The sequence below is a fragment of the Enterobacter sp. 18A13 genome, from assembly GCF_007035975.1.
Classification (GTDB): Bacteria; Pseudomonadota; Gammaproteobacteria; order Enterobacterales; family Enterobacteriaceae; genus Enterobacter; species Enterobacter vonholyi.
Genome location: NZ_AP019634.1, coordinates 1410839 through 1433582, shown reverse-complemented (window position 1 = coordinate 1433582; position 22744 = coordinate 1410839). Strand labels below are relative to the sequence as shown.

General features: G+C 58.6%; 23 protein-coding genes and 1 riboswitch. Of the genes, 10 read left to right on the top strand and 13 right to left on the bottom strand.

Annotated features, from left to right (window positions below):
* Window positions 1-76: 76 nt before the first annotated feature.
* Window positions 77-1456, bottom strand: coding sequence for an ATP-dependent RNA helicase RhlE (gene rhlE / locus FOY93_RS06995; protein WP_133294033.1), 1380 nt, complete (start codon window positions 1454-1456; stop codon window positions 77-79).
* A 205-nt stretch (window positions 1457-1661) separates the two neighbouring features.
* Here rhlE and cecR point away from each other — a divergent pair, with 205 nt between their 5' ends.
* Genes cecR through FOY93_RS06970 form a run of 5 tightly spaced genes read left to right on the top strand, consistent with a single transcriptional unit; the run spans window position 1662 to window position 7302 of the window.
* Window positions 1662-2339 (top strand): transcriptional regulator CecR, encoded by a 678-nt coding sequence (cecR, locus tag FOY93_RS06990; RefSeq protein ID WP_133294032.1) that lies wholly within the window; start codon window positions 1662-1664, stop codon window positions 2337-2339.
* Window positions 2336-3331, top strand: coding sequence for a secretion protein HlyD (gene hlyD, locus FOY93_RS06985; RefSeq protein WP_143344850.1), 996 nt, complete (start codon window positions 2336-2338; stop codon window positions 3329-3331). Before cecR ends, hlyD begins: the two co-directional genes overlap by 4 nt.
* A complete protein-coding gene (locus tag FOY93_RS06980) occupies window positions 3324-5063 on the top strand; it encodes an ATP-binding cassette domain-containing protein (protein ID WP_143344849.1) in 1740 nt (579 codons plus the stop codon). Before hlyD ends, FOY93_RS06980 begins: the two co-directional genes overlap by 8 nt.
* The gene (locus tag FOY93_RS06975) at window positions 5053-6186 is read left to right on the top strand and encodes an ABC transporter permease (protein ID WP_133294029.1); all 1134 of its coding nucleotides are present in this window, start codon (window positions 5053-5055) and stop codon (window positions 6184-6186) included. The genes FOY93_RS06980 and FOY93_RS06975 overlap by 11 nt, the downstream gene beginning before the upstream one ends.
* A gap of 9 nt (window positions 6187-6195) precedes the next feature.
* Window positions 6196-7302, top strand: coding sequence for an ABC transporter permease (locus tag FOY93_RS06970; protein ID WP_133294028.1), 1107 nt, complete (start codon window positions 6196-6198; stop codon window positions 7300-7302).
* Here the strand turns inward: FOY93_RS06970 and FOY93_RS06965 are convergent.
* Window positions 7264-7674 (bottom strand): YbhQ family protein, encoded by a 411-nt coding sequence (locus tag FOY93_RS06965; RefSeq protein WP_023334980.1) that lies wholly within the window; start codon window positions 7672-7674, stop codon window positions 7264-7266. The two genes, FOY93_RS06970 and FOY93_RS06965, sit on opposite strands and share 39 nt — an antisense overlap.
* 133 nt (window positions 7675-7807) lie before the next feature.
* On the opposite strand from FOY93_RS06965, the gene FOY93_RS06960 reads away from it, so the two are divergent.
* The 3 genes from FOY93_RS06960 to FOY93_RS06950 are packed head-to-tail and all read left to right on the top strand — an operon-like array spanning window position 7808 to window position 10766.
* Window positions 7808-8569: an endonuclease/exonuclease/phosphatase family protein gene (locus FOY93_RS06960; RefSeq protein ID WP_115874543.1), complete on the top strand. Its 762-nt coding sequence runs from the start codon at window positions 7808-7810 to the stop codon at window positions 8567-8569.
* Window positions 8566-9804 (top strand): cardiolipin synthase ClsB, encoded by a 1239-nt coding sequence (gene clsB, locus FOY93_RS06955; RefSeq protein ID WP_111963823.1) that lies wholly within the window; start codon window positions 8566-8568, stop codon window positions 9802-9804. The genes FOY93_RS06960 and clsB overlap by 4 nt, the downstream gene beginning before the upstream one ends.
* Complete coding sequence (locus FOY93_RS06950) at window positions 9804-10766, top strand: lysylphosphatidylglycerol synthase domain-containing protein (RefSeq protein ID WP_136195374.1); 963 nt, start codon at window positions 9804-9806, stop codon at window positions 10764-10766. Before clsB ends, FOY93_RS06950 begins: the two co-directional genes overlap by 1 nt.
* Window positions 10767-10871: 105 nt before the next feature.
* Here FOY93_RS06950 and FOY93_RS06945 read toward each other — a convergent pair whose 3' ends face one another.
* The 6 genes from FOY93_RS06945 to moaA all read right to left on the bottom strand — a co-directional run bounded on the left by FOY93_RS06945 (window position 10872) and on the right by moaA (window position 14351).
* Window positions 10872-11579, bottom strand: a complete 708-nt coding sequence (locus tag FOY93_RS06945) for a Bax inhibitor-1/YccA family protein (RefSeq protein ID WP_069719576.1) — start codon at window positions 11577-11579, stop codon at window positions 10872-10874.
* Window positions 11580-11643: 64 nt separating this feature from the next.
* Entirely contained in the window at window positions 11644-12096 is a 453-nt protein-coding gene (gene moaE / locus FOY93_RS06940; protein ID WP_133294026.1) for a molybdopterin synthase catalytic subunit MoaE, read from the bottom strand.
* Window position 12097: 1 nt separating this feature from the next.
* Window positions 12098-12343 (bottom strand): molybdopterin synthase sulfur carrier subunit, encoded by a 246-nt coding sequence (gene moaD / locus FOY93_RS06935; protein ID WP_111963820.1) that lies wholly within the window; start codon window positions 12341-12343, stop codon window positions 12098-12100.
* A complete protein-coding gene (gene moaC / locus FOY93_RS06930; RefSeq protein WP_111963819.1) occupies window positions 12336-12821 on the bottom strand; it encodes a cyclic pyranopterin monophosphate synthase MoaC in 486 nt (161 codons plus the stop codon). Before moaC ends, moaD begins: the two co-directional genes overlap by 8 nt.
* A gap of 3 nt (window positions 12822-12824) precedes the next feature.
* Entirely contained in the window at window positions 12825-13337 is a 513-nt protein-coding gene (moaB, locus tag FOY93_RS06925; RefSeq protein ID WP_115874539.1) for a molybdenum cofactor biosynthesis protein B, read from the bottom strand.
* Window positions 13338-13361: 24 nt separating this feature from the next.
* On the bottom strand, window positions 13362-14351 hold the full coding sequence (gene moaA / locus FOY93_RS06920; protein WP_133294025.1) for a GTP 3',8-cyclase MoaA: 990 nt from the start codon (window positions 14349-14351) through the stop codon (window positions 13362-13364).
* A riboswitch (molybdenum cofactor riboswitch) is annotated at window positions 14339-14472 on the bottom strand. It overlaps the preceding gene by 13 nt.
* Window positions 14473-14697: 225 nt before the next feature.
* On the opposite strand from moaA, the gene yvcK reads away from it, so the two are divergent.
* A complete protein-coding gene (gene yvcK, locus FOY93_RS06915; protein WP_127730109.1) occupies window positions 14698-15606 on the top strand; it encodes a uridine diphosphate-N-acetylglucosamine-binding protein YvcK in 909 nt (302 codons plus the stop codon).
* A gap of 41 nt (window positions 15607-15647) precedes the next feature.
* Here the strand turns inward: yvcK and uvrB are convergent, their stop codons facing one another.
* On the bottom strand, window positions 15648-17663 hold the full coding sequence (gene uvrB, locus FOY93_RS06910) for an excinuclease ABC subunit UvrB (protein WP_008501138.1): 2016 nt from the start codon (window positions 17661-17663) through the stop codon (window positions 15648-15650).
* 752 nt (window positions 17664-18415) lie between these two features.
* On the opposite strand from uvrB, the gene FOY93_RS06905 reads away from it, so the two are divergent.
* Entirely contained in the window at window positions 18416-19138 is a 723-nt protein-coding gene (locus tag FOY93_RS06905; RefSeq protein ID WP_143344848.1) for an ABC transporter ATP-binding protein, read from the top strand.
* Here FOY93_RS06905 and bioD read toward each other — a convergent pair.
* From bioD to bioB, 4 genes are read right to left on the bottom strand one after another with little or no spacing between them, the layout of a single operon-like run.
* Window positions 19101-19802 (bottom strand): dethiobiotin synthase, encoded by a 702-nt coding sequence (bioD, locus tag FOY93_RS06900; protein ID WP_143344847.1) that lies wholly within the window; start codon window positions 19800-19802, stop codon window positions 19101-19103. The two genes, FOY93_RS06905 and bioD, sit on opposite strands and share 38 nt — an antisense overlap.
* Complete coding sequence (gene bioC, locus FOY93_RS06895; RefSeq protein WP_133294022.1) at window positions 19795-20550, bottom strand: malonyl-ACP O-methyltransferase BioC; 756 nt, start codon at window positions 20548-20550, stop codon at window positions 19795-19797. Before bioC ends, bioD begins: the two co-directional genes overlap by 8 nt.
* Complete coding sequence (gene bioF / locus FOY93_RS06890; RefSeq protein ID WP_133294021.1) at window positions 20534-21691, bottom strand: 8-amino-7-oxononanoate synthase; 1158 nt, start codon at window positions 21689-21691, stop codon at window positions 20534-20536. Before bioF ends, bioC begins: the two co-directional genes overlap by 17 nt.
* Window positions 21688-22728: a biotin synthase BioB gene (gene bioB, locus FOY93_RS06885; protein WP_133294020.1), complete on the bottom strand. Its 1041-nt coding sequence runs from the start codon at window positions 22726-22728 to the stop codon at window positions 21688-21690. Before bioB ends, bioF begins: the two co-directional genes overlap by 4 nt.
* Between the last annotated feature and the right edge of the window lie 16 nt (window positions 22729-22744).

Here is a 22744-nt window from a genome sequence, read left to right as displayed (position 1 = left end):
TAAACAGCCACTATTGTGGCACTTTCTCTTCTCTGCCGCAAAAAGAAAAGCCCGGCTTTACGACCGGGCTTCCATATTACTGCGGGTTAGCAGGTTTACGCGGGCGGCGTCGACGCTGCCCTTCCCCTGCCGGCTTGCCTTCGCCGCTGCGCCACGGGTTTTCGCCGGCCGGTTTGCCGTCGTTGCTACGACGCGGCGGTTTGCCGGATGACTTCGGCGCGCCACCTTCGGCACGACGCGGCTGCTGGCCGCGACCGCCGCCGCCCTGACCGCGACCGCCCTGACGACCGTTCTGAATCGGCTCGGCTTTGATTGACGGGTCCACTTCATAGCCCGGGGTTTCGATGCGCGGGATCTCTTTCTTCAGCAGGCGTTCGATGTCACGCAGCAGCTTGTGCTCGTCCACGCAAACCAGAGAGAGCGCTTCACCGGTGGCCGCCGCACGGCCGGTACGACCGATACGGTGCACGTAATCTTCCGGCACGTTTGGCAGCTCGTAGTTCACCACGTGCGGCAGCTCTTCAATGTCGAGGCCACGGGCAGCGATGTCGGTGGCCACCAGCACGCGGATGTCGCCGGACTTGAAGTCCGCCAGCGCACGGGTACGCGCGCCCTGGCTTTTGTTACCGTGGATCGCCGCACTGCGGATGCCGTCTTTGTTCAGCTGTTCAGCCAGGTGGTTGGCACCGTGCTTGGTGCGGGTAAAGACCAGCACCTGCTGCCAGTTGCCCTGGCCTATCATCTGGGAGAGCAGTTCCCGCTTGCGCTTTTTATCCACAAAGTGAACGTGCTGCGTCACCTGCTCGGAGGCGGTGTTGCGGCGCGCCACTTCCACTTCCAGCGGGTTATGCAGCAGCTTTTCCGCCAGCGCCTTGATCTCGTCGGAGAAGGTCGCAGAGAAGAGCAGGTTCTGACGACGCGCAGGCAGCTTGGCCAGCACGCGACGAATATCATGGATGAAGCCCATGTCGAGCATGCGGTCGGCTTCGTCCAGCACCAGAATTTCAATGCTATCGAGCTTCACCGCGTTCTGGTGTTCGAGATCCAGCAGACGACCCGGTGTTGCTATGAGCACGTCCACGCCGCCGCGCAGCTTCATCATCTGCGGGTTGATGCTGACGCCACCGAAAACCACCAGCGAGCGAATGTTGAGATAGCGGCTATAGTCACGCACGTTCTCGCCAATCTGCGCGGCCAGCTCGCGGGTTGGGGTGAGGATCAGGGCACGAACCGGACGACGGCCTTTGGCGTGCGGCTGGTTTTTTACCAGCAGCTCTAACAGCGGCAGGGTAAAGCCCGCGGTTTTACCGGTGCCGGTCTGGGCGCTGGCCATCAGGTCACGTCCCTGAAGAACGGCGGGGATCGCCTGCTGCTGGATTGGGGTTGGCTCAACGTAGCCCTGCTCTGCGATCGCGCGCAGAATTTCCGGGTTCAGGCCAAGGGAATCAAAAGACATAAAAACTCCGAACCGCCCCGACCATCACAGGTGTAGTTTTCAGGGAGATATAACAATTGAGAGGACAAAAACCACAATGTCGCGAAGGAGCGGAGTGTAGCAGCTTTTGTGACGTGGCGCATAAAATATCCCTCCGCATTCCCTCGACGTTAGCGGGAATCAGGCATAATCTTAATCAATCGATTGATTAATTCTTAATGCCGCCATGAATACGACACCCACAACAACCAAAGGTGAACAGGCCAAAAACCAGCTTATCGCCGCCGCGCTGGCGCAGTTTGGTGAGTACGGCCTGCATGCAACCACGCGCGATATCGCCGCGCTGGCCGGGCAGAACATTGCGGCGATTACCTACTATTTTGGCTCAAAAGAAGATTTATATCTCGCCTGCGCCGAGTGGATTGCCGATTTTATCGGCACGCAGTTTCACCCACACGTAGAGGAAGCCACCGCGCTGCTCGGCCAGCCGTCGCCCGATCGCGAGGCCATCCGCCAGCTGATCCTCAATGCCTGTAACAACATGATCCGCCTGCTGACGCACGACGATACGCTCAACCTGAGCAAGTTTATCTCCCGCGAGCAGCTCTCCCCCACTGCCGCCTACCAGCGGGTACACGATCGGGTCATTGCTCCGATGCATACCCACCTGACCCGGCTGATCGCCGCCTATACCGGGCGGGACGCCAGTGATACCGAGACAATTTTGCATACCCACGCCCTGTTGGGTGAAATTCTGGCCTTCCGTCTGGGCAGGGAAACCATCCTGTTACGCACCGGCTGGACACAATTTGATGAGGATAAAGCCGCGCAGATAGGCGAGGTGATCGCCTGTCATCTCGATCTGATCCTGCAAGGCTTAACGCAAAGGAGCCCGAAGTCATGAAAAAACCTGTCGCCATCATTCTGGTGGTCGTTGTTTTGCTTGCCGCAGGCGTCGGTGGATGGCTGTGGTATCAAGGCCATCAGGATAAAGGCCTGACGCTGTACGGTAACGTGGATATTCGCACGGTGAACATGAGCTTCCGCGTAGGCGGTCGTCTCGCCTCGCTGAGCGTGGACGAAGGCGATGCCATTAAAAGCGGGCAGACGCTGGGGATGCTGGACAAAGCGCCCTATGAGAATGCGCTGCTGCAGGCCAAAGCAGGCGTGTCCGTCGCCCAGGCACAGTATGACCTGATGCTGGCCGGCTATCGCGACGAAGAGATTGCCCAGGCCGCCGCCGCCGTTAAGCAGGCGCAGGCCGCCTATGACTACGCGCAGAACTTCTACGCGCGCCAGCAGGGGCTGTGGAAAAGCCGCACCATTTCCGCCAACGATCTGGAAAATGCGCGTTCGTCCCGCGACCAGGCGCAGGCAACGCTAAAATCCGCGCAGGATAAGTTAAGCCAGTACCACACCGGTAACCGCCCGCAGGATATCGCCCAGGCGAAAGCCAGCCTTGAACAGGCGCAGGCGCAGCTGGCGCAGGCAGAGCTCGATCTGCACGACACCACCTTAATCGCACCGTCTGACGGTACGCTGATGACCCGCGCCGTGGAGCCCGGCAGCATGCTCAGCGCGGGCAGCACCGTCTTAACGCTCTCCCTGACCCGCCCGGTCTGGGTGCGCGCCTACATTGATGAACCGAATCTCGGCCAGATGCAGCCGGGCCGCGAGCTGCTGCTCTATACCGACGGTCGCCCGGACAAGCCGTATCACGGCAAAGTGGGCTTTGTCTCCCCTACCGCCGAATTCACGCCGAAAACCGTTGAAACACCGGACCTGCGTACCGACCTGGTGTATCGCCTGCGCATCATCGTGACCGATGCGGACGACGCGCTGCGCCAGGGCATGCCCGTCACCGTAAAAGTAGACAACGGGGAACGACATGAATGACGCGGTTATTCAGCTCAACAATCTGGTTAAACGCTTCGCGGGAATGGACAAACCGGCCGTCGCGCCGCTGAACTGCACTATCCAGAAGGGCTATGTGACCGGGCTGGTCGGCCCGGACGGCGCGGGGAAAACCACGCTGATGCGGATGCTGGCCGGACTGCTGAAGCCGGATGAAGGCTCGGCCAGCGTGCTGGGCCTGGATCCGATTAAAGACGACGGCGCGCTCCACGCCATGCTCGGCTATATGCCGCAGAAGTTTGGCCTGTATGAAGATCTGACGGTGATGGAAAACCTGAACCTGTACGCCGACCTGCGCAGCGTCACCGGCGAAACCCGGGAGAAAACCTTCGCCCGCCTGCTGGAGTTTACCTCCCTCGGCCCGTTCACCGACCGGCTGGCGGGCAAGCTGTCCGGTGGGATGAAGCAGAAGCTGGGGCTGGCCTGCACGCTGGTCGGCGAGCCAAAGGTGCTGCTGCTGGACGAGCCCGGCGTTGGCGTGGACCCGATTTCGCGACGAGAACTGTGGCAGATGGTGCACGAGCTGGCCGGCGACGGGATGCTGATCCTCTGGAGCACCTCCTACCTCGACGAAGCGGAGCAGTGCCGTGACGTGCTGCTGATGAACGAAGGCGAACTGCTTTATCAGGGCGAGCCGACGACGCTGACGCAGAGCATGGCCGGGCGCAGCTTTCTGCTGCACAGTCCGCAGGAGTCCAACCGCAGGCTGCTGCAGCGGGTGCTCAAACTGCCGCAGGTCAGCGACGGGATGATTCAGGGCCGCTCGGTACGGGTGATCCTCAAAAAAGAGGTCACAGTCGACGATATTCGCCATGCGCCCGGCATGCCGACGATTGAGATGGAAGAGACCGCGCCGCGCTTTGAGGACGCGTTTATCGACCTGCTGGGCGGCGCGGGCACGTCAGAATCGCCGCTTGGGGCGATTCTGCACACGGTGGAAGGCACGCCGGGCGAAACGGTGATCGAAGCCAAATCCCTCACCAAAAAGTTCGGGGATTTCGCCGCCACCGACAACGTGAATTTTGCCGTGAAGCGCGGTGAGATTTTTGGCCTGCTCGGGCCTAACGGCGCGGGAAAATCGACCACCTTTAAGATGATGTGTGGCCTGCTGGTGCCGACGTCCGGCAAGGCGCTGGTGCTGGATATGGACCTGAAGGTCAGCTCCGGCAAGGCGCGCCAGCACCTGGGCTACATGGCGCAGAAGTTCTCCCTGTATGGCAACCTGACGGTCGAGCAGAATCTGCGCTTTTTCTCCGGCGTGTATGGCCTGCGCGGGCGGGCGCAGAACGACAAAATCCGCCGCATGAGCGATGCCTTCGGGTTAACCAACATTGCTTCACACGCCACCGACGAGCTGCCGCTCGGCTTTAAGCAGCGGCTGGCGCTGGCCTGCTCGCTGATGCACGAGCCGGATATTCTGTTTCTGGATGAACCCACGTCTGGCGTTGATCCCATTACCCGCCGCGAGTTCTGGCTGCATATCAACAGCATGGTGGAAAAAGGCGTGACCGTGATGGTGACCACCCACTTCATGGACGAGGCGGAGTACTGCGACCGCATCGGGCTGGTGTATCGCGGCAAGCTGATTGCCCACGGCACGCCGGACGACCTGAAAAACCAGGCCGCCGACGATGAGGTGCCGGACCCGACCATGGAGCAGGCGTTCATCACCCTCATCCACGACTGGGATAAGGAGAATGCCCATGCGCAGTAAGGCCATTTCCTGGCGCAGGGTGCGCGCGCTGTGCATTAAAGAGACGCGGCAGATCGTGCGTGACCCCAGCAGCTGGCTGATTGCGGTAGTGATCCCCCTGCTGCTGCTGTTTATCTTTGGCTACGGCATTAACCTGGATTCCAGCAAGCTGCGGGTCGGGATTTTGCTGGAGCAGCAGAGCAAAGAGGCGCTGGACTTTACCCACGCTATGACCGGCTCTCCCTACATTGATGCCACCATCAGCGACAGCCGCCAGGAACTGATCCAGAAGATGCAGGCCGGGAAGATTCGCGGTCTGATCGTCATTCCGGTGAATTTTGCCGCCAACATGGCGCGGGCAAATACCGATGCGCCGATCCAGGTGATTACCGACGGCAGCGAGCCAAACACCGCGAACTTCGTGCAGGGCTACGCGGAGGGGATCTGGCAGCTGTGGCAAATGCAGCGGGCGGAAGATCGGGGTGAAGAATTTAAACCGCTGATCGACGTACAGACCCGCTACTGGTTTAACCCCGCCGCCATCAGCCAGCACTTTATTATTCCGGGCGCGGTGACGATTATCATGACGGTGATTGGCGCGATCCTAACCTCGCTGGTGATCGCCCGCGAGTGGGAGCGCGGCACCATGGAGGCGCTGCTTTCAACCGAAGTGACGCGCGTCGAGCTGCTGCTGTGCAAGCTCATTCCCTACTACTTCCTCGGCATGCTGGCAATGCTGCTCTGTATGCTGGTGTCAGTCTTTATCCTCGGCGTGCCGTATCGCGGCTCGCTGGTCGTGCTGTTCTTTATCACCAGCCTGTTTTTACTCAGCACGCTTGGCATGGGGCTACTCATCTCCACCATCACCCGCAACCAGTTTAACGCCGCGCAGGTAGCGCTGAATGCCGCTTTCCTGCCGTCAATAATGCTCTCAGGGTTTATCTTCCAGATAGACAGTATGCCTGCCGTCATCCGCGCCGTGACCTACATTATCCCGGCGCGCTACTTCGTGAGCACGCTGCAAAGCCTGTTCCTGGCGGGGAATATTCCGGTAGTGCTGATTATCAACACGCTGTTTTTAATGGCTTCGGCGGTGATGTTTATCGGTTTGACGTGGATGAAAACCAAACGGCGGTTAGATTAAGGAGCGCGCATGTTTCACCGTTTATGGACGTTAATACGCAAAGAGCTGCAATCCCTGCTGCGCGAGCCGCAAACCCGCGCCATTCTGGTGTTGCCGGTGCTGATCCAGGTTTTACTGTTCCCGTTTGCCGCCACGCTGGAGGTGACCAACGCCACCATTGCCATTTACAACGAAGACAACGGCAAACACTCCGTCGAGCTAACGCAGCGCTTTGCGCGTGCGAAAGCCTTTACCCACATCCTGCTGCTGAAAAGCCCGAAGGAGATCCAGCCCACCATCGACACGCAAAAAGCGCTGCTGCTGGTGCGGTTCCCGGCGGATTTTTCCCGTAATCTGGATACCTTCCAGACCGCGCCGATGCAGCTGATCCTCGACGGGCGTAACTCCAACAGCGCCCAGATAGCCGCCAACTATCTGCAGCAGGTGGTGAAGGATTACCAGCAGGAGCTGATGGACGGCAAACCGAAGCTCAACAACAGCGAGCTGGTGGTGCGCAACTGGTATAACCCTAATCTGGACTACAAGTGGTTCGTGGTGCCGTCGCTAATCGCCATGATCACCACCATCGGGGTGATGATTGTGACCTCTCTCTCCGTCGCCCGCGAGCGTGAACAGGGCACGCTGGATCAGCTGCTGGTCTCCCCGCTCGCCACCTGGCAAATTTTCGTCGGCAAAGCGGTGCCGGCGCTGATCGTCGCGACGTTCCAGGCCACCATCGTGCTGGGAGTCGGTATTTGGGCCTATCAGATCCCGTTCGCCGGTTCGCTGGCGCTGTTTTACTTCACGATGGTGATTTACGGGCTGTCGCTGGTGGGGTTTGGGCTGCTGATCTCGGCGCTCTGCTCGACGCAGCAGCAGGCGTTTATCGGGGTATTCGTCTTTATGATGCCCGCGATTTTGCTCTCGGGCTATGTTTCTCCCGTCGAGAACATGCCGGTATGGCTACAGGATCTGACATGGGTAAATCCGATTCGACACTTTACGGACATCACCAAGCAAATCTATCTGAAGGATGCGAGTCTGGATATCGTCTGGGGAAGTTTGTGGCCGCTACTGGTCATAGCGGCCACGACGGGCTCAGTGGCGTACGCGATGTTTAGACGCAACATCGCGTAGCTTTTTCTCTTTGGTCAGCAACGAGACCACCGCAGGCCCTGCGAGGATAGCCAGACCCGCCAGGGCCAGCAGCAGGTTGTTTTGCAGCACGCGTGACAGCAGCCACAGAACAATCATCGCCGCACCAAAGTACCAGGTGGTGGTGAGCTCTTCGAGCACGTCACCTACCTCGCGCCAGCGCGCTTCATGGTGGCGCTGTAAGAACAGCATCGACAGCACGGTGACGCCGTAAAGGACGCATAGCCCCAGGCCAACGCGCACCAGCGTGCCGCTCATCCAGCCCATCACCAGTACGGCCACGACCAGTAAATGCAACATTATCTGCCAGCAACTCAGGCCAGTTGCGACACGAACACGTTGTTGCCACTTCATGGCTTCTCTCCTGAAGGATTTTTCTCTGCTTAATCAGACTACCGCACTTTACGGAAAATTCCGTAACACCGCATCTTTTTGTGACGCCGACTACACTTTATTTTCATTGGGATAGTCACTCAGGAAGGAGCTTATGACGAAAAAAATGCAGCATTTCTCGCTTAAGGTGCTGACGATAAACATTCATAAGGGCTTCACAGCATTTAACCGCCGCTTCATTTTACCGGAGCTGCGCGACGCGGTGCGCACCGTCAGCGCGGATATTGTCTGCCTGCAGGAGGTGATGGGCGCACATGAAGTGCATCCGCTTCACTTTGAGAACTGGCCCGACACGCCGCACTATGAATTTCTGGCCGACACCATGTGGAGTGATTACGCCTACGGCCGCAACGCGGTCTATCCGGAAGGGCATCACGGCAACGCGGTGCTGTCGCGTTATCCCATTGAACATTATGAAAATCGCGACGTTTCCGTCGGGGAGAGCGAAAAACGCGGCCTGCTCTACTGCCGCATTACCCCGCCCGACCTTGAGCTGCCCATCCACGTGGGCTGTGTTCATCTTGGCCTGCGCGAAGCCCATCGTCAGGCGCAGCTGAAAATGCTGGCCGAATGGACCAATGCGCTTCCCGAAGGTGAACCGGTGGTGGTTGCGGGCGACTTCAACGACTGGCGACAGCGGGCAAACCATCCGCTGAAGGTGGAGGCCGGACTGGAGGAGGTTTTTACGCGCGCCAACGGCAGGCCTGCGCGCACGTTTCCGGTCCGTTTCCCGCTTCTGCGGCTTGACCGCATCTATGTGAAAAATGCCCACGCCAGCAGCCCAACCGCCCTGGCGCTCCTTAACTGGCGGCATCTTTCCGACCATGCGCCGCTCAGCGCGGAGATCCACCTATGAAATGTTCCTGGCAGGAAGGCAACCGGATCACGCTGCTGGTCAACGGGGACGAGTATTACCCGGCCGTGTTTAAGGCGATTGATAACGCTCAGCAGAAGGTGATCCTCGAAACCTTTATCTGGTTCGAAGACAACGTCGGCAAGCAGCTGCACAGCGTGCTGCTGCGCGCCGCCCAGCGCGGCGTCAAAATTGAAGTGCTGCTGGATGGCTATGGCTCGCCGGACCTCAGCGATGCGTTCGTCAACGAACTGACCACCGCGGGGGTGGTGTTCCGCTACTACGATCCCGGCCCTCGCCTTTTCGGCATGCGGACCAACCTTTTCCGCAGGATGCACCGCAAAATTGTGGTGGTGGATGAGACGGTGGCGTTTGTTGGCGGCATTAACTACTCCGCGGAGCATATGTCCGACTACGGTCCGGAAGCGAAGCAGGATTACGCCATTCGCATTGAAGGCCCGGTGGTGCAGGACATTTTGCTGTTTGAGCTGGAGAACCTGCCGGGGAAAGAGGCCGTTCGCCGCTGGTGGCGACGACGTCATCGCCCGGAAGAGAACCGGAAGCCAGGCGAAGCGCAGGCCCTTTTCGTCTGGCGGGATAACGGCGAGCACCGGGACGATATCGAACGTCATTATCTCAAGATGCTCGCCAACGCGAAGCGCGAAGTGATTATTGCTAACGCCTACTTTTTCCCGGGCTATCGCCTGCTGCACGCCATGCGCAATGCGGCCCGGCGCGGGGTACGCGTGAAGCTGATTGTGCAGGGCGAACCGGATATGCCGATCGTCAAAGTCGGGGCGCGGCTGCTTTATAACTATCTGGTGAAGGGCGGCGTACAGATCTACGAATACCGCCGTCGGCCGCTGCACGGCAAAGTCGCGCTGATGGACGATCACTGGGCCACCGTGGGCTCCAGTAACCTCGATCCGCTGAGCCTGTCGCTGAATCTTGAAGCCAACCTGATCATTCACGATCGTCAGTTTAATCAGACCCTGCGGGATAACCTGCAGGCGCTAATCGTCAATGACTGCGTGCGTGTGGATGAGTCCATGGTTCCCAAACGCACCTGGTGGAACCTGGGCATCAGCGTGGTGGTGTTCCACTTCCTGCGGCATTTCCCGGCGATGGTCGGCTGGCTGCCGGCGCATACGCCTAAGCTGGCGCAGGTGGACCCGCCGGTACAACCCGAAATGGAAACCCAGGACCGCATAGAAGCGGAAGATGGAGGCAAACCCTGATGTCGAAATCGCATCCACGCTGGCGGCTGGCAAAAAAGATCCTGACATGGCTGTTTTTTATTGCGGTCGCGGTTCTGCTGGTGGTCTACGCGCAGAAAGTTGACTGGGAAGAGGTGTGGAAGGTTATCCGCAACTATAACCGGATGGTGCTGCTGGGCGCTGCAGGGTTGGTCATTGTGAGCTACCTGATGTACGGCTGCTATGACCTTCTGGGTCGCGCCTACTGCGGCCACAAGCTGGCCAAACGTCAGGTGATGCTGGTGTCGATTATCTGCTACGCCTTTAACCTGACGCTGAGCACCTGGGTTGGGGGGATTGGCATGCGCTATCGCCTTTACTCGCGGCTCGGCCTGCCGGGCGGGACCATCACACGCATTTTCTCGTTAAGCATCACCACCAACTGGCTGGGCTATATTCTGCTCGGCGGGGTGATCTTCACCATCGGCGTGGTGCAGCTGCCCGCGCACTGGTATATCGATGAGGCCACGCTGCGCATTCTGGGCATCGTACTGCTGCTGATCATCGCCGTGTATCTATGGGCCTGCGCGTTTGCCAGACGCCGCCATATGACCATCAAGGGGCAAAAGCTGGTGCTGCCCTCGTGGAAGTTTGCGGTGCTGCAGATGGCGGTCTCCAGCGCCAACTGGATGGCGATGGGGGCTATTATCTGGCTGCTGATTGGCGAGGACGTAAATTATTTCTTCGTGCTGGGCGTGCTGCTGGTGAGCAGCATTGCCGGGGTGATTGTGCATATTCCGGCGGGGATCGGCGTGCTGGAAGCGGTGTTTATTGCCCTGCTGGCCGGGGAGCATGTCTCTCAGGGAACGATTATTGCGGCCCTGCTGGCGTACCGCATGCTGTATTACTTCCTGCCGCTGGCGCTGGCAACGGTCTGCTATCTGGTTCTGGAGAGCCGGGCGAAGAAGTTACGGGCGAAGAATGAGAAGGCGCTGGCGAAATAAAAGCAAAACGGCAACCTTGTTGCCGTTTTTAGTGTTTGTTCCCTCTCCCGTGGGAGAGGGTCAGGGTGAGGGCACCAGACAGCACCGCCACCCGGCAAAGCAATCTTAACGACGGTTGCCAAGAATTCGCAGCAGCATCAGGAACAGGTTGATGAAGTCCAGATACAGCGTCAGCGCCCCCAGAATCGAGTATTTGCGCAGGTTGGAACTGTCGCGCACGTCAATCTGCTCACCGATGTTTTTCAGCTTCTGGGTGTCATAGGCCGTTAACCCCACGAAGAGTACCACCCCGATATAGGTCACAGCCCACATCAGCGCTTCGCTCTTCAGCCACAGGTTCACCAGCGACGCCAGCACAATCCCGATCAGCCCCATAAACAGCATGCTGCCGAAGCCGCTCAGATCGCGCTTCGTGGTGTAACCGTACAGGCTCATCGCACCAAACATCCCGCCGGTCACCACGAAGGTGCTGGCGATGGATGAATAGGTGTAAACGATGAAAATACTGGAAAGCGTCAGGCCCGTTAGCGCCGAATAGAGCATAAACAGGGTCGTTGCCATGCCGGCACTCAGCTTGTGCACCAGACCAGAAAGCACAAACACCAGCGCCAACTGCGCGATAATCAGCCCAAAGAAGGTGATTTTGCTGGAGAAGATAAACATCATCAGCTCCGGCGTGTTCGCTGCATACCACGCGATAAACGCGGTAAGCAGCAGGCCAACCGTCATCCAGCCATACACCTGAGCCATATACGTCTGCAGGCCGCTACGGGTCTGCTGTACTATTGAATCGGAACGCGGAAATCGGTCCATGATTCACTCCTGATTAAGATTAAGTAGACACACTCGTTAAGAGTAACACATCCACGTAAACCAACTACCAACGGCTGGCGGCCTGCTTATCGCTGTCGCGAGATTCTACCCAGCGATCCCCTTCCGGCGTGGCTTCGCGCTTCCAGAACGGGGCTTTGGTTTTGAGGAAATCCATAATGAACTCCCCTGCCGCAAACGCGCTGCCGCGGTGGGCGCTGGTCACGCCGACGAAGACAATCTCCTCGCCGGGCCACATCTCGCCGATGCGGTGAATTACCGTGACGCGCCCGAGCGGCCAGCGGCCTCGCGCCTCGTCGACAATCTCCGCCAGCGATTTCTCCGTCATGCCGGGATAGTGCTCCAGCGTCAGCGCCTTCACGCTATCACCGAGGTTGTGATTGCGCACTTTGCCGGTAAAGGTCACGACCGCACCGTCTTCGTCGCGTTCCGCCAGCCAGCTGTATTCTGTCCCTACGCTAAAACGCTCATGACTCACCAGAATTCGGGTTTCAGCCATCTTAGCCCCCTGTCACCGGCGGGAAGAAGGCCACTTCATCCCCTGCGTTCAGCGGATGGGTGAATTCCACCAGCGTCTGGTTAACGGCGGCCAGCAGCTTGCCTTCGTCGAGCGCCAGCGCCCAGCGGTCGCTTTGTGCCGCCAGATGCGCGCGCAGGGCAGCAACGTTATCAAAAGACGCATCCAGCGTCAGGCTATCGGTATTCACCAGCTCGCGCACCTGCGCAAAAAAGAGCACCTTAATCATGGCTGTCCACCTTAAAATCACCGGATTTGCCGCCGCTTTTCGCCAGCAGACGCACCGGGCCAATCACCATATCTTTCTGCACCGCTTTGCACATGTCGTAGATGGTCAGCGCGGCAACGGAGGCCGCCGTCAGCGCCTCCATCTCCACGCCGGTTTTGCCGGTTAAGCGGCAGAGTGACTCAATGCGCACGCGATTGTGCTCCGGCTGCGCCTGCAGGTTCACTTCCACCTTGCTCAGCATCAGCGGATGGCACAGCGGAATGAGATCCCAGGTGCGTTTAGCGGCCTGAATTCCCGCGATGCGCGCGGTTGCAAACACGTCACCCTTATGATGGCTGCCGTCGATAATCATCGTCAGGGTTTCCGGCAACATAGTGACGAACGCTTCCGCGCGCGCCTCGCGCACCGTTTCCGCTTTGGCGGAGACGTCCACCATATGCGCTTCGCCAGCGGCGTTAATGTGGGTCAGTTGTGACATAGCTTATTTCTTTAAATGGGGATGGAAATTACACGGACGGGTACGGGCATCCAGCTGCGGGGCGATGATGTTTTCCCACGCGGTGCGGCAGGCTTTGGTCGAGCCCGGCATGGCGAAAATCAGGGTTTTGTTAGCCACGCCCGCCACGGCGCGCGACTGAAGCGTGGAGGTACCAATCTCTTCAAAGGAGAGCATGCGGAACACTTCGCCGAAGCCTTCCACCTCGCGGTCGAACAGCGGGATTAGCGCTTCGGGGGCCTGATCGCCTGCGGTAAAGCCGGTGCCGCCGGTGATCAGCACCACCTGAACTTCATCGCTGGCGATCCACTGAGAGACCTGCGCGCGAATGGCGTAGCGGTTCTCCTTCACGATCGCTTTATCAACGATGTTATGTCCTGCGTCATGGGCCGCATCGCGCAGCCAGTGGCCGGAGGTATCATCCTCTTCGCCACGGCGGTCGGAAACGGTAAGAATAGCAATGCGTGTCGGGATAAATTCTGCGCTTACCTGACTCATCTTCTGATTCCTTCTTAAGCCTGATTACCCGCCGATGTAGGACAGGTTCTGAGTAATACCGGTATTGCCCTGATGCAGGAAGTGGGTCTGTTTTTTATGCGTCAGCGCTTCAGAAATGCGTGCTTCAAGCGCGTCCTGCTGCGCATCGTCTTCCAGCAGATCGCGAAGGTCCACGCCGCCGTCGCCGAACAGGCAGAGATGGAGCTTGCCCACGGAGGAGACGCGCAGGCGGTTGCAGCTGGCACAGAAGTCTTTCTCGTAAGGCATGATAAGCCCAATTTCGCCTTCGTAATCAGGATGGCAGAAGACCTGCGCCGGACCGTCGCTGCGCTGGCGGATCTGGTGGATCCAGCCGCGTTTCAGCAGCTCGTCGCGCAGCACCATGCCGGAGATGTGATGGCGGCGAAACAGCTCGCTGCCCTCGCCGGTTTCCATCAGTTCAATAAAACGCAGCTGAATGGGGCGGGTTTTGATCCACGCCAGGAAGGTATCGAGCTGGTGATGATTTACATCACGCATCAGCACCGTGTTGACTTTGACTTTTTCGAAGCCGGCCGCAAATGCCGCATCGATACCGTCCATGACCTGCTGGAATTTATCCTGGCCGGTAATGGCGTGGAACTGGCGGGCATCCAGACTGTCCACGCTGACGTTAATGGCGGTTAAGCCCGCATCGCGCCAGGTGGCCACGTCGCGCGCCATACGGTAACCGTTGGTGGTCACCGCAATCTGGCGGATACGTTCGTTTTCACGCACGGCGGCAATGATGTCGGGGAAATCGCGGCGCAGCGAGGGTTCACCGCCGGTAAGGCGAACTTTTTCGGTGCCGAGCTCAGAGAAGGCGCGCGTAACGCGGCGCACTTCATCCACGGAGAGAAAGCCGTTATTGGTAACGCTGCCCGGTTTGTAGCCGTCGGGCAGGCAGTAGGTGCAACGGAAGTTGCACACATCGGTAATCGACAGACGTAAGTAATAAAACTTACGCGCGAAAGCATCAGTAAGTTGTGAAGCCATGTACACCTTTCCAGATCGGGAGGCACAGTCATTTCTTTCTGTACCCTGGTGGCAAATTCGCCACGGCCAGAGCGCCATATCTTTCGACACAGGCACAAGGGCTAGAGTGTATGTTTTCATTTTTGAAAACGTGGTTAGGGCGATAGTAGCGCGGAAATTCTCACGGCGCCATTGTCGCTTCTCGCTATATAATTACGTATATAGCGAATCAATCCTGCATTTTCGCTACAGAATACCTAAAAACCGCATTTTCACATTGATATACGTCATTTTGCATCGGGTGAGGCATCGTCTTTTAGGGGTAGTTAGGTTACTGTTACGCGATCGAACGTGATAAGGAATACGTATGCGCAATCGCACTTTTGCGGATCTTGACCGAGTGGTCGCTCTTGGCGGAGGACACGGCTTAGGCCGGGTTATGTCCTCTTTATCGTCACTCGGCTCAAGGCTGACAGGGATAGTGACTACCACCGATAACGGCGGCTCAACCGGGCGCATTCGTCGTGCCGAAGGCGGCATTGCCTGGGGAGATATGCGCAACTGCCTGAACCAGTTAATTACCGAGCCGAGCGTCGCATCGGCGATGTTTGAGTACCGTTTTGGCGGCAATGGCGAACTTTCCGGGCATAACCTTGGAAATCTGATGTTAAAGGCATTGGATCACCTGAGCGTACGGCCTCTGGAAGCCATTAACTTGATCCGTAATCTGCTGAAAGTGGACGCATTCCTGATCCCCATGTCTGAACAACCGGTTGACTTAATGGCCATCGACGCCGAAGGGCATGAAGTTTACGGCGAGGTGAATATCGACCAGCTCCTCCTGCCGCCAGCGGAGTTGATGACCTATCCGAGCGTGCCCGCCACGCGAGAAGCGGTGGAGGCCATCGGGGAAGCGGATCTTATCCTGATCGGTCCGGGCAGTTTTTACACCAGCCTGATGCCCATTCTGCTGGTGAAAGAGCTGGCACAGGCGCTGCGCCGCACTCCTGCCCCGATGGTTTACATCGGCAATTTAGGCCGTGAGCTGAGTCCGGCAGCCGCAAGCCTGTCGCTGGCGGATAAACTCAGCTTGATGGAGCATTACGTCGGTAAGAAGATCATTGACGGCGTGGTGGTTGGGCCGAAGGTGGATGTGTCCGGCATCGGCGATCGTGTAGTGATTCAGGAGCCGCTGGAGGCTTCAGATATCAAATATCGCCACGATCGCCATCTGCTGCGCGAGGCGTTGGAGAAGGCGATTCAGGCGCTGGGCTGACAATAAAACCCGGTGGCGCTGCGCCACCGGGCAAAACCAACCTACGATGCCGCGATAAACAGATCCCGCAGCTGATGAAGCTGGTCGCGGATCTGCGCCGCCTCTTCGAACTCCAGGTTCTGCGCGTGCTGCATCATCTGCCCTTCCAGCTCGTGGATTTTCTGCTGCAGCGCTTTCGGCGTCAGCACGACGGTATCTTCTTCCACCACTGAACGCGCCTTGCCGCGGCCTTTCGCTTTGGTTTTGGCAATGTTCTGACCCAACGCCAGAATATCCACCACCTTCTTGTTCAGCCCCTGCGGCGTAATGCCGTGTTCTTCGTTGTAGCGCTGCTGTTTCTCGCGGCGTCGTTCCGTCTCGCCAATCGCTTTCGCCATCGACGGGGTAATTTTGTCACCGTACAGAATCGCTTTACCGTTGACGTTACGCGCGGCGCGGCCAATGGTCTGAATCAGCGAACGCTCGGAACGCAGGAAGCCCTCTTTATCCGCGTCCAGAATCGCCACCAGCGAGACCTCCGGCATATCCAGACCTTCTCGCAGCAGGTTGATCCCTACCAGCACGTCAAACTCGCCCAGACGCAGATCGCGGATGATCTCCATGCGCTCCACGGTATCGATATCCGAGTGAAGATAACGCACCTTCTCGCCGTGCTCTTCGAGATACTCGGTGAGGTCTTCCGCCATACGCTTGGTGAGCGTGGTCACCAGCACGCGCTCGTTAATGGCGGAACGGGCGCGGATCTCAGAGAGCAGGTCGTCCACCTGCGTTGCCACCGGACGCACCTCGATAATCGGGTCCAGCAATCCAGTCGGACGCACCACCTGGTCCACCACCTCATCGCCGGATTTTTCCAGCTCGTAGTTGCCCGGCGTGGCCGAGACGTAGATGGTTTGCGGCGCCAACGCCTCAAATTCTTCAAACTTCATCGGACGGTTATCCAGCGCTGACGGCAGGCGGAAACCATACTCCACCAGCGTCTCTTTACGCGCCCGGTCGCCGCGGTACATCCCGCCGATCTGCGGGATCGTGACGTGGGATTCGTCGATCACCAGCAAACCGTCGGCCGGAAGGTAATCAAACAGCGTCGGCGGCGGCTCGCCGGGCCCGCGCCCGGAGAGGAAGCGCGAGTAGTTTTCAATGCCGGAGCAGTAGCCCAGCTCGTTCATCATCTCAAGGTCAAACTGGGTACGCTGGCTCAGGCGCTGCTCTTCGAGCAGCTTATTGTTCGCCAGCAGAACCTTACGGCGTTCCGCCAGCTCCACTTTGATCTCTTCCATCGCCTGTACGATACGCTCGCGCGGCGTCACGTAGTGCGTTTTCGGGTAGATGGTGAAGCGCTGGATCACTGACTCAACGTGTCCGGTCAGCGGGTCGAAGAGCGACAGGCGCTCGACCTCCTCGTCAAACAGCTCGACGCGTAACGCCATATCGTCCGATTCTGCCGGGAAGATGTCGATCACTTCGCCGCGCACGCGGAAGGTGCCGCGCTGGAAGGCCTGATCGTTGCGGGTGTACTGCAGCTCCGCCAGACGACGCAAAATCGCACGCTGGTCGATGATCATCCCCTGCGTCAGGTGCAGCATCATCTTGAGATAGAGATCCGGATCGCCCAGACCGTAGATCGCGGAAACCGAGGCGACGACCACCACATCACGACGCTCAAGAAGCGCCTTAGTGGCCGACAGTCGCATCTGCTCGATGTGTTCGTTCACCGAGGCATCTTTCTCAATGAAGGTGTCAGAGCTCGGCACATAGGCTTCAGGCTGGTAGTAATCGTAGTAGGAGACGAAATACTCCACCGCGTTTTCCGGGAAGAACTCTTTCATTTCGCCGTATAGCTGCGCCGCCAGGGTTTTATTGGGTGCCAGCACCATTGTTGGGCGCTGGAGATCCGCAATCACGTTGGCGATGGTGAACGTTTTACCCGAGCCGGTTACCCCCAGCAGCGTCTGGTGCGCCAGCCCATCTTCCAGCCCCTCTTCCAGACGACGGATCGCCTCAGGCTGATCGCCTGATGGACGGAAAGCAGAATTCAATTTGAACGGTTTACTCATGGGCGACAACCTGATGACGTTATAAGCGGCAGGTGTGTAATTTTACTCCTTGTTGCCAGGAATGCCAGTAAAAAACACTGGATGAAAAACCAGTAGCATGTCAGGATATTTAGCATAGCGCCTGAATGATTAGCGCGATAGCGGCCAAAATTTGGACAGTGGCAACATAAAACACCAGTCAGGTCAGGTTATCCCCAGAACTTTTTCTTTTTTAACATTTGTCAAGCCAGGTAATGATAGTTTTGTGGCAAGGGGTGACACTTTCATGACGGGAATTGCTTTTATCTAAGCAATTAAAAAATAAACGATATTTTCTAAAGCCGCGTTTCGCGCCAATTTGGGCGTAAGCCGCGTCTTCTCTCGCTTATCGCGTGTTTTCTAACTCTAATGCACATGGTTATCCACAGGAATAGTGGATAACTGCTTCCAGCCCATACAGACTGGCGCTCTGCAAATTCCCGGATTTTCCCACGAGACGGCGACAAAAAATTTTTATAGCTATTTTTTGCTGATTAACAGTTGCGTCATTCATAACCAACCGATGGGATCTTGCTCACATTTTCATCATTTCGGGTTCTGCACCACAACTCATCACCGGCGGCACCGTCAATGTGCAATCCGGTTTTTTATAAACCGCTTTCCGGTGACTTATTCCTAAAAAAGTCGCTTTTTTAATCACTTTCCGCTTTATGGCAGGGGTTTTGCAGAATCAACAGCGAGCCTCACCTACACACATTTTTAAGGAGAGAAAGATGTTGAGTCTGCGTGCTGTGAATCAGTTTTACGGAAGTCAACATACGCTATGGAATGTGGATTTAGATTTTCCGCAAGGGATGTGTACAGGCGTCGTTGGCCTGCCGGGCATGGGGAAAACCACCCTAATGAATTGCATCGCCGGGAAGGTGCCTGTCGAAAGCGGCAGCATCATCTGGTATGAGGCGGGCGCGCCGCCGCGTGATTTGCTAAACCCGCCGCCAGAACAGCGTTCCGGCCCGGAGATTGGCTATGTCTCGCAGGACAGGCGGATCTTCTCCCAGCTAACGATTGAGGAGAACCTGCATATCGCCATGCGCGCGACGGGGAAACCTAACCCGAACGCAAAAAATGACGTTTACGACCTGTTTCCGGCGCTCTATGGGGTGCGACAAACCCGTGCCAACACGCTCTCTCCGGACGACCAGTATCAGCTGGCGCTGGCTAATGCGCTGGTGAACCGCCCTCACCTGCTGATCCTGGATGAACCCCTGCACGGCGCGGGGCACAGCGTTGCCCAGAAGCTGGGGCAGCTGCTGGTGCGCTTAAATCGGGAGCTGGGTATGACGGTGCTATTAGCGGAGCAGCAGCTGTCGTTTATCCGCCGGGTGGCGGACCGTTTCTGTATGCTCTATCGCGGGCGTAACGTGGCGCAGGGCCACGTTAACGAACTGGATGACGAGCTTATTGCTCACTGGATGTCGCGGGAAGCAAGACGCTGAGATCGAGATAACGCCCGGTTTCGCCATTTTCCGCGCCGTCAGCAAGCCAGGGGATTTCCCCGAGGCACGGCGCGGGCAGGACGCGCCTGAGCGTCGCCAGATACTCCAGGTGTCGTTTACCCGGCGCAACCACGTCGTTGGCTATCCAACCCGCCAGACGCAGTCCGGCCTGCTGTATGGCCTGCGCGGTCAACATGGCGTGATTGATGCATCCCAGCTTGACGCCGACGACCAGAATGACCGGAAGCTGCTCGGCCTGCACCCAGTCGGCAAACGTCTGCGTGTCCGAAAGCGGCGTAAACCAGCCGCCAGCCCCTTCCACCAGCACCCAGTCGGCCTGATTTTCCAGCGTCCACAATCCGGCGGACAGCACGGCGAAATCAATCGGACGACCTTCATCGGCGCTGATAATGTGCGGCGAGGTCGGCTCGGCAAAGGTGTACGGATTCACCGCGGAATAGGCGAGTTCAAGGGTGCTGTTACGCTGGAGCGCCAGCGCGTCGGTGTTGCGTAACCCTTCCGCCGTCATCTCGCTGCCGGACGCCACTGGCTTATATCCGGCGGTGTTTTTCCCGAGCATCCGTGCCGCCTGCAGCAGCGCCGAGCTGGCCACCGTTTTACCCACTTCTGTGTCCGTGCCGGTGACAAAATAACGTTCAGTCACGTTCGATAATCCCATGAAAAAGTTGATAGGAGAGCGGGAATTGACCCCGCTGCTGCGGCCAGGCCAGCTCAAGGCGCTGCAGCTGACCGCGGGTGAGCGGTTTTTTCTCGCGTCCGGTATGCAGGTGCGTGGCGCCTATGCCCTTCAGCGAACGCATGGCGCTGAACGCATCGCTAAAATTGAGCGTGATGGTCTGCACTACGCTGCGAGCGCGCCAGCCTGCCAGCGCCTGCGTCACCTGCTCATGCGATAAAAACCGGTTAGCGTGCGGCTGTTCATCGACTGCCTGCCAGGCCTGATTCAGCTCCGGCAGCGAACTTTCCAGCAGGGTGGTAAACGCCACCTTCCCGCCCGGTCGCGCGACGCGATAAAGCTCGCGCAAGGCCTGCGGCAGGCTGCTGCACCACTGAACCGCCAGATGGCTCCAGACCAGATCAAACTGCGCGTCCGCCAGCGGGATCGCCTCGATATCGGCCAGCAGATAGCGATGCGCCGCCTGCTGCTGGCGCGCCTCTTCAAGCATCTGGGCTGAGAGATCGATAGCCGTCACCTGGCTTCCCGCCCCGCGCCAGTAGCGGCTGTTGCTGCCGGGACCACAGCCGGCGTCCAGCACCTGTGGAAAACGGTTCTCGCCAAGCGCGGCCAGAAGCCCCTGCGCGCTCAGACGCTGCAGCTCATCGTGCTGCGAATAGCTCTGCGCGGCGCGGCCAAATGCCGCCGCGATGGCCTGCTTATTCACCGGCATCATGGAGCGCCTCCAGCAACGTCTCAATATCCTGTCGTTCATGCGCCGCCGTCAGGGTTAAGCGCAGACGCGCCGTGCCCGGTGGGACGGTTGGCGGGCGGATGGCGGTGACCCACATGCCGCGCTGGCGCAGCGCCTGTGCCAGCGCCAGCGCGCGGCCGTTTTCTCCGACAATCACCGGCTGGATAGCGCTCTGCGAATCGGGACTGTGGAAAGGCAGCGCCGCTAATCCCTGACGGAAGCGGGCAACATGCTCTGCCAGCCGCTGGCGACATTCATCCCCTTCCGCGCCGCGTATCACAGCCAGCGACGCAGACAGCGCAACGGCCTGCGCCGGGGGCATGCTGGTGCTGTAGATCAGGTGTCGGGCAAACTGCAGCAGATAGTCGGCGACGGATTCGCTGCACAGCACGGCGGCACCGCTAACGCCAAAGCCCTTGCCAAAGGTGACAATCAGCAGTTCAGGCTTCACGTTTTGCTGATACGCGCTTCCACGCCCTTCGTCGCCCATCACGCCGGTGCCGTGGGCATCGTCCACCAGCAGCCAGGCATTCTGTCGCTTTGCGGCCTCGTGCAGCGCGGCAAGCGGCGCGCTGTCGCCGTCCATGCTGAACACTCCTTCGGTGACAGCCAGCTGTTGTCCTTCGCAGGGTTTATCCAGCAGCGCTGCGAGCTGTCCCGCATCGTTATGGGCAAAACGCCGCAGCTGAGCCGGGCTTAAATTTGCCGCCTCCAGCAGGGACGCATGGCTTAAGCGATCGGCAACAATGCGATCGTCCTTCCCCATCAGGGCCGTAATAACCGCCTGATTGGCGGCAAAGCCGGAGATAAACAGCAGCGCGCGCGGGTAGCCCAGCCAGTCGGCAAGCGCCTCTTCCAGCGCATGATGCGCCGTGGTGTACCCGCTGACGTGCCCCGATCCGCCGCTGCCCACGCCAAACCGCTCCGCGCCCTTCTGCCAGGCGCGGATAATGGCCGGATGCTGGCTCAGCCCGAGATAGTCGTTGCTGGAGAAATTGCAGAACCGCTGGCCTTCACGGGTAAGAAAACGGCCCGCGCCGTTTTCCACCACCCTGCGAACGCGAAATGCCTCTGCCGCCCGACGGTCGTCGAGCGCAGAGTTGATACGTGCCTGCCAGGTCATACGGCTGCCGCGTTGTAGAACTGTTCGGTGTCGGCGTTGAAAATCTGCTGCTCCAGCTGCTGCTGTTGCTCGTTATCGCCCGTCAGCACTTCGGTCTGATGCGGGTTCAACCCCAGCTTGCGGAACAGCTGAACGTCTTTATCCTCTTCCGGGTTCGGCGTGGTCAGCAGCTTGCAGCCGTAGAAGATGGAGTTGGCTCCGGCCATAAAGCACATGGCCTGGGTCTGCTCGTTCATCTGCTCGCGACCCGCTGAGAGGCGAACGTAAGACGTTGGCATCATGATGCGCGCCACCGCGATGGTGCGGATAAAATCAAACGCATCCACGTCCTCGTTATCCGCCAGCGGCGTGCCCTTGACCTTCACCAGCATGTTGATCGGCACGCTTTCCGGCGGGGTCGGCAGGTTCGCCAGCTGCAGCAGCAGGCCCGCGCGGTCTTTCACGGTTTCGCCTAAGCCCACGATGCCGCCGGAGCAGACCTTAATCCCCGCGTCACGCACTTTATCCAGCGTATCCAGACGCTCCTGGTAGGTACGCGTGGTGATGATGTTGCCGTAAAATTCCGGCGAGGTGTCGAGGTTGTGGTTGTAGTAATCCAGCCCCGCTGCCGAGAGGCGCTGCGCCTGCTCCTCGTTGAGCGTACCGAGCGTCATACAGGCTTCGAGGCCCATCTCCTTCACGCCCTTCACCATCTGCTCCAGATACGGCATGTCGCGATCGTGCGGGTTCTTCCACGCCGCGCCCATGCAGAAGCGGGTCGAGCCGGCGTTTTTCGCCTTGCGCGCGGAGTCGAGGACCTGCTCGACTTCCATCAGGCGCTCTGACTCCAGACCGGTTTTGTAGCGCGCGCTCTGCGGGCAATATTTGCAGTCTTCGGGGCAGGCGCCGGTCTTGATCGACAGCAGCGTGCTGACCTGAACATTGCGGGGATCGAAGTGCTGACGATGCACCTGTTGGGCTTCGAACATCAGCTCAAGGAAAGGTTTGTTGAATAATTCAGTAACTTGCGACATCGTCCAGCGTGCGTGGTGAGCCATCGGGCTTCTCCAAAGG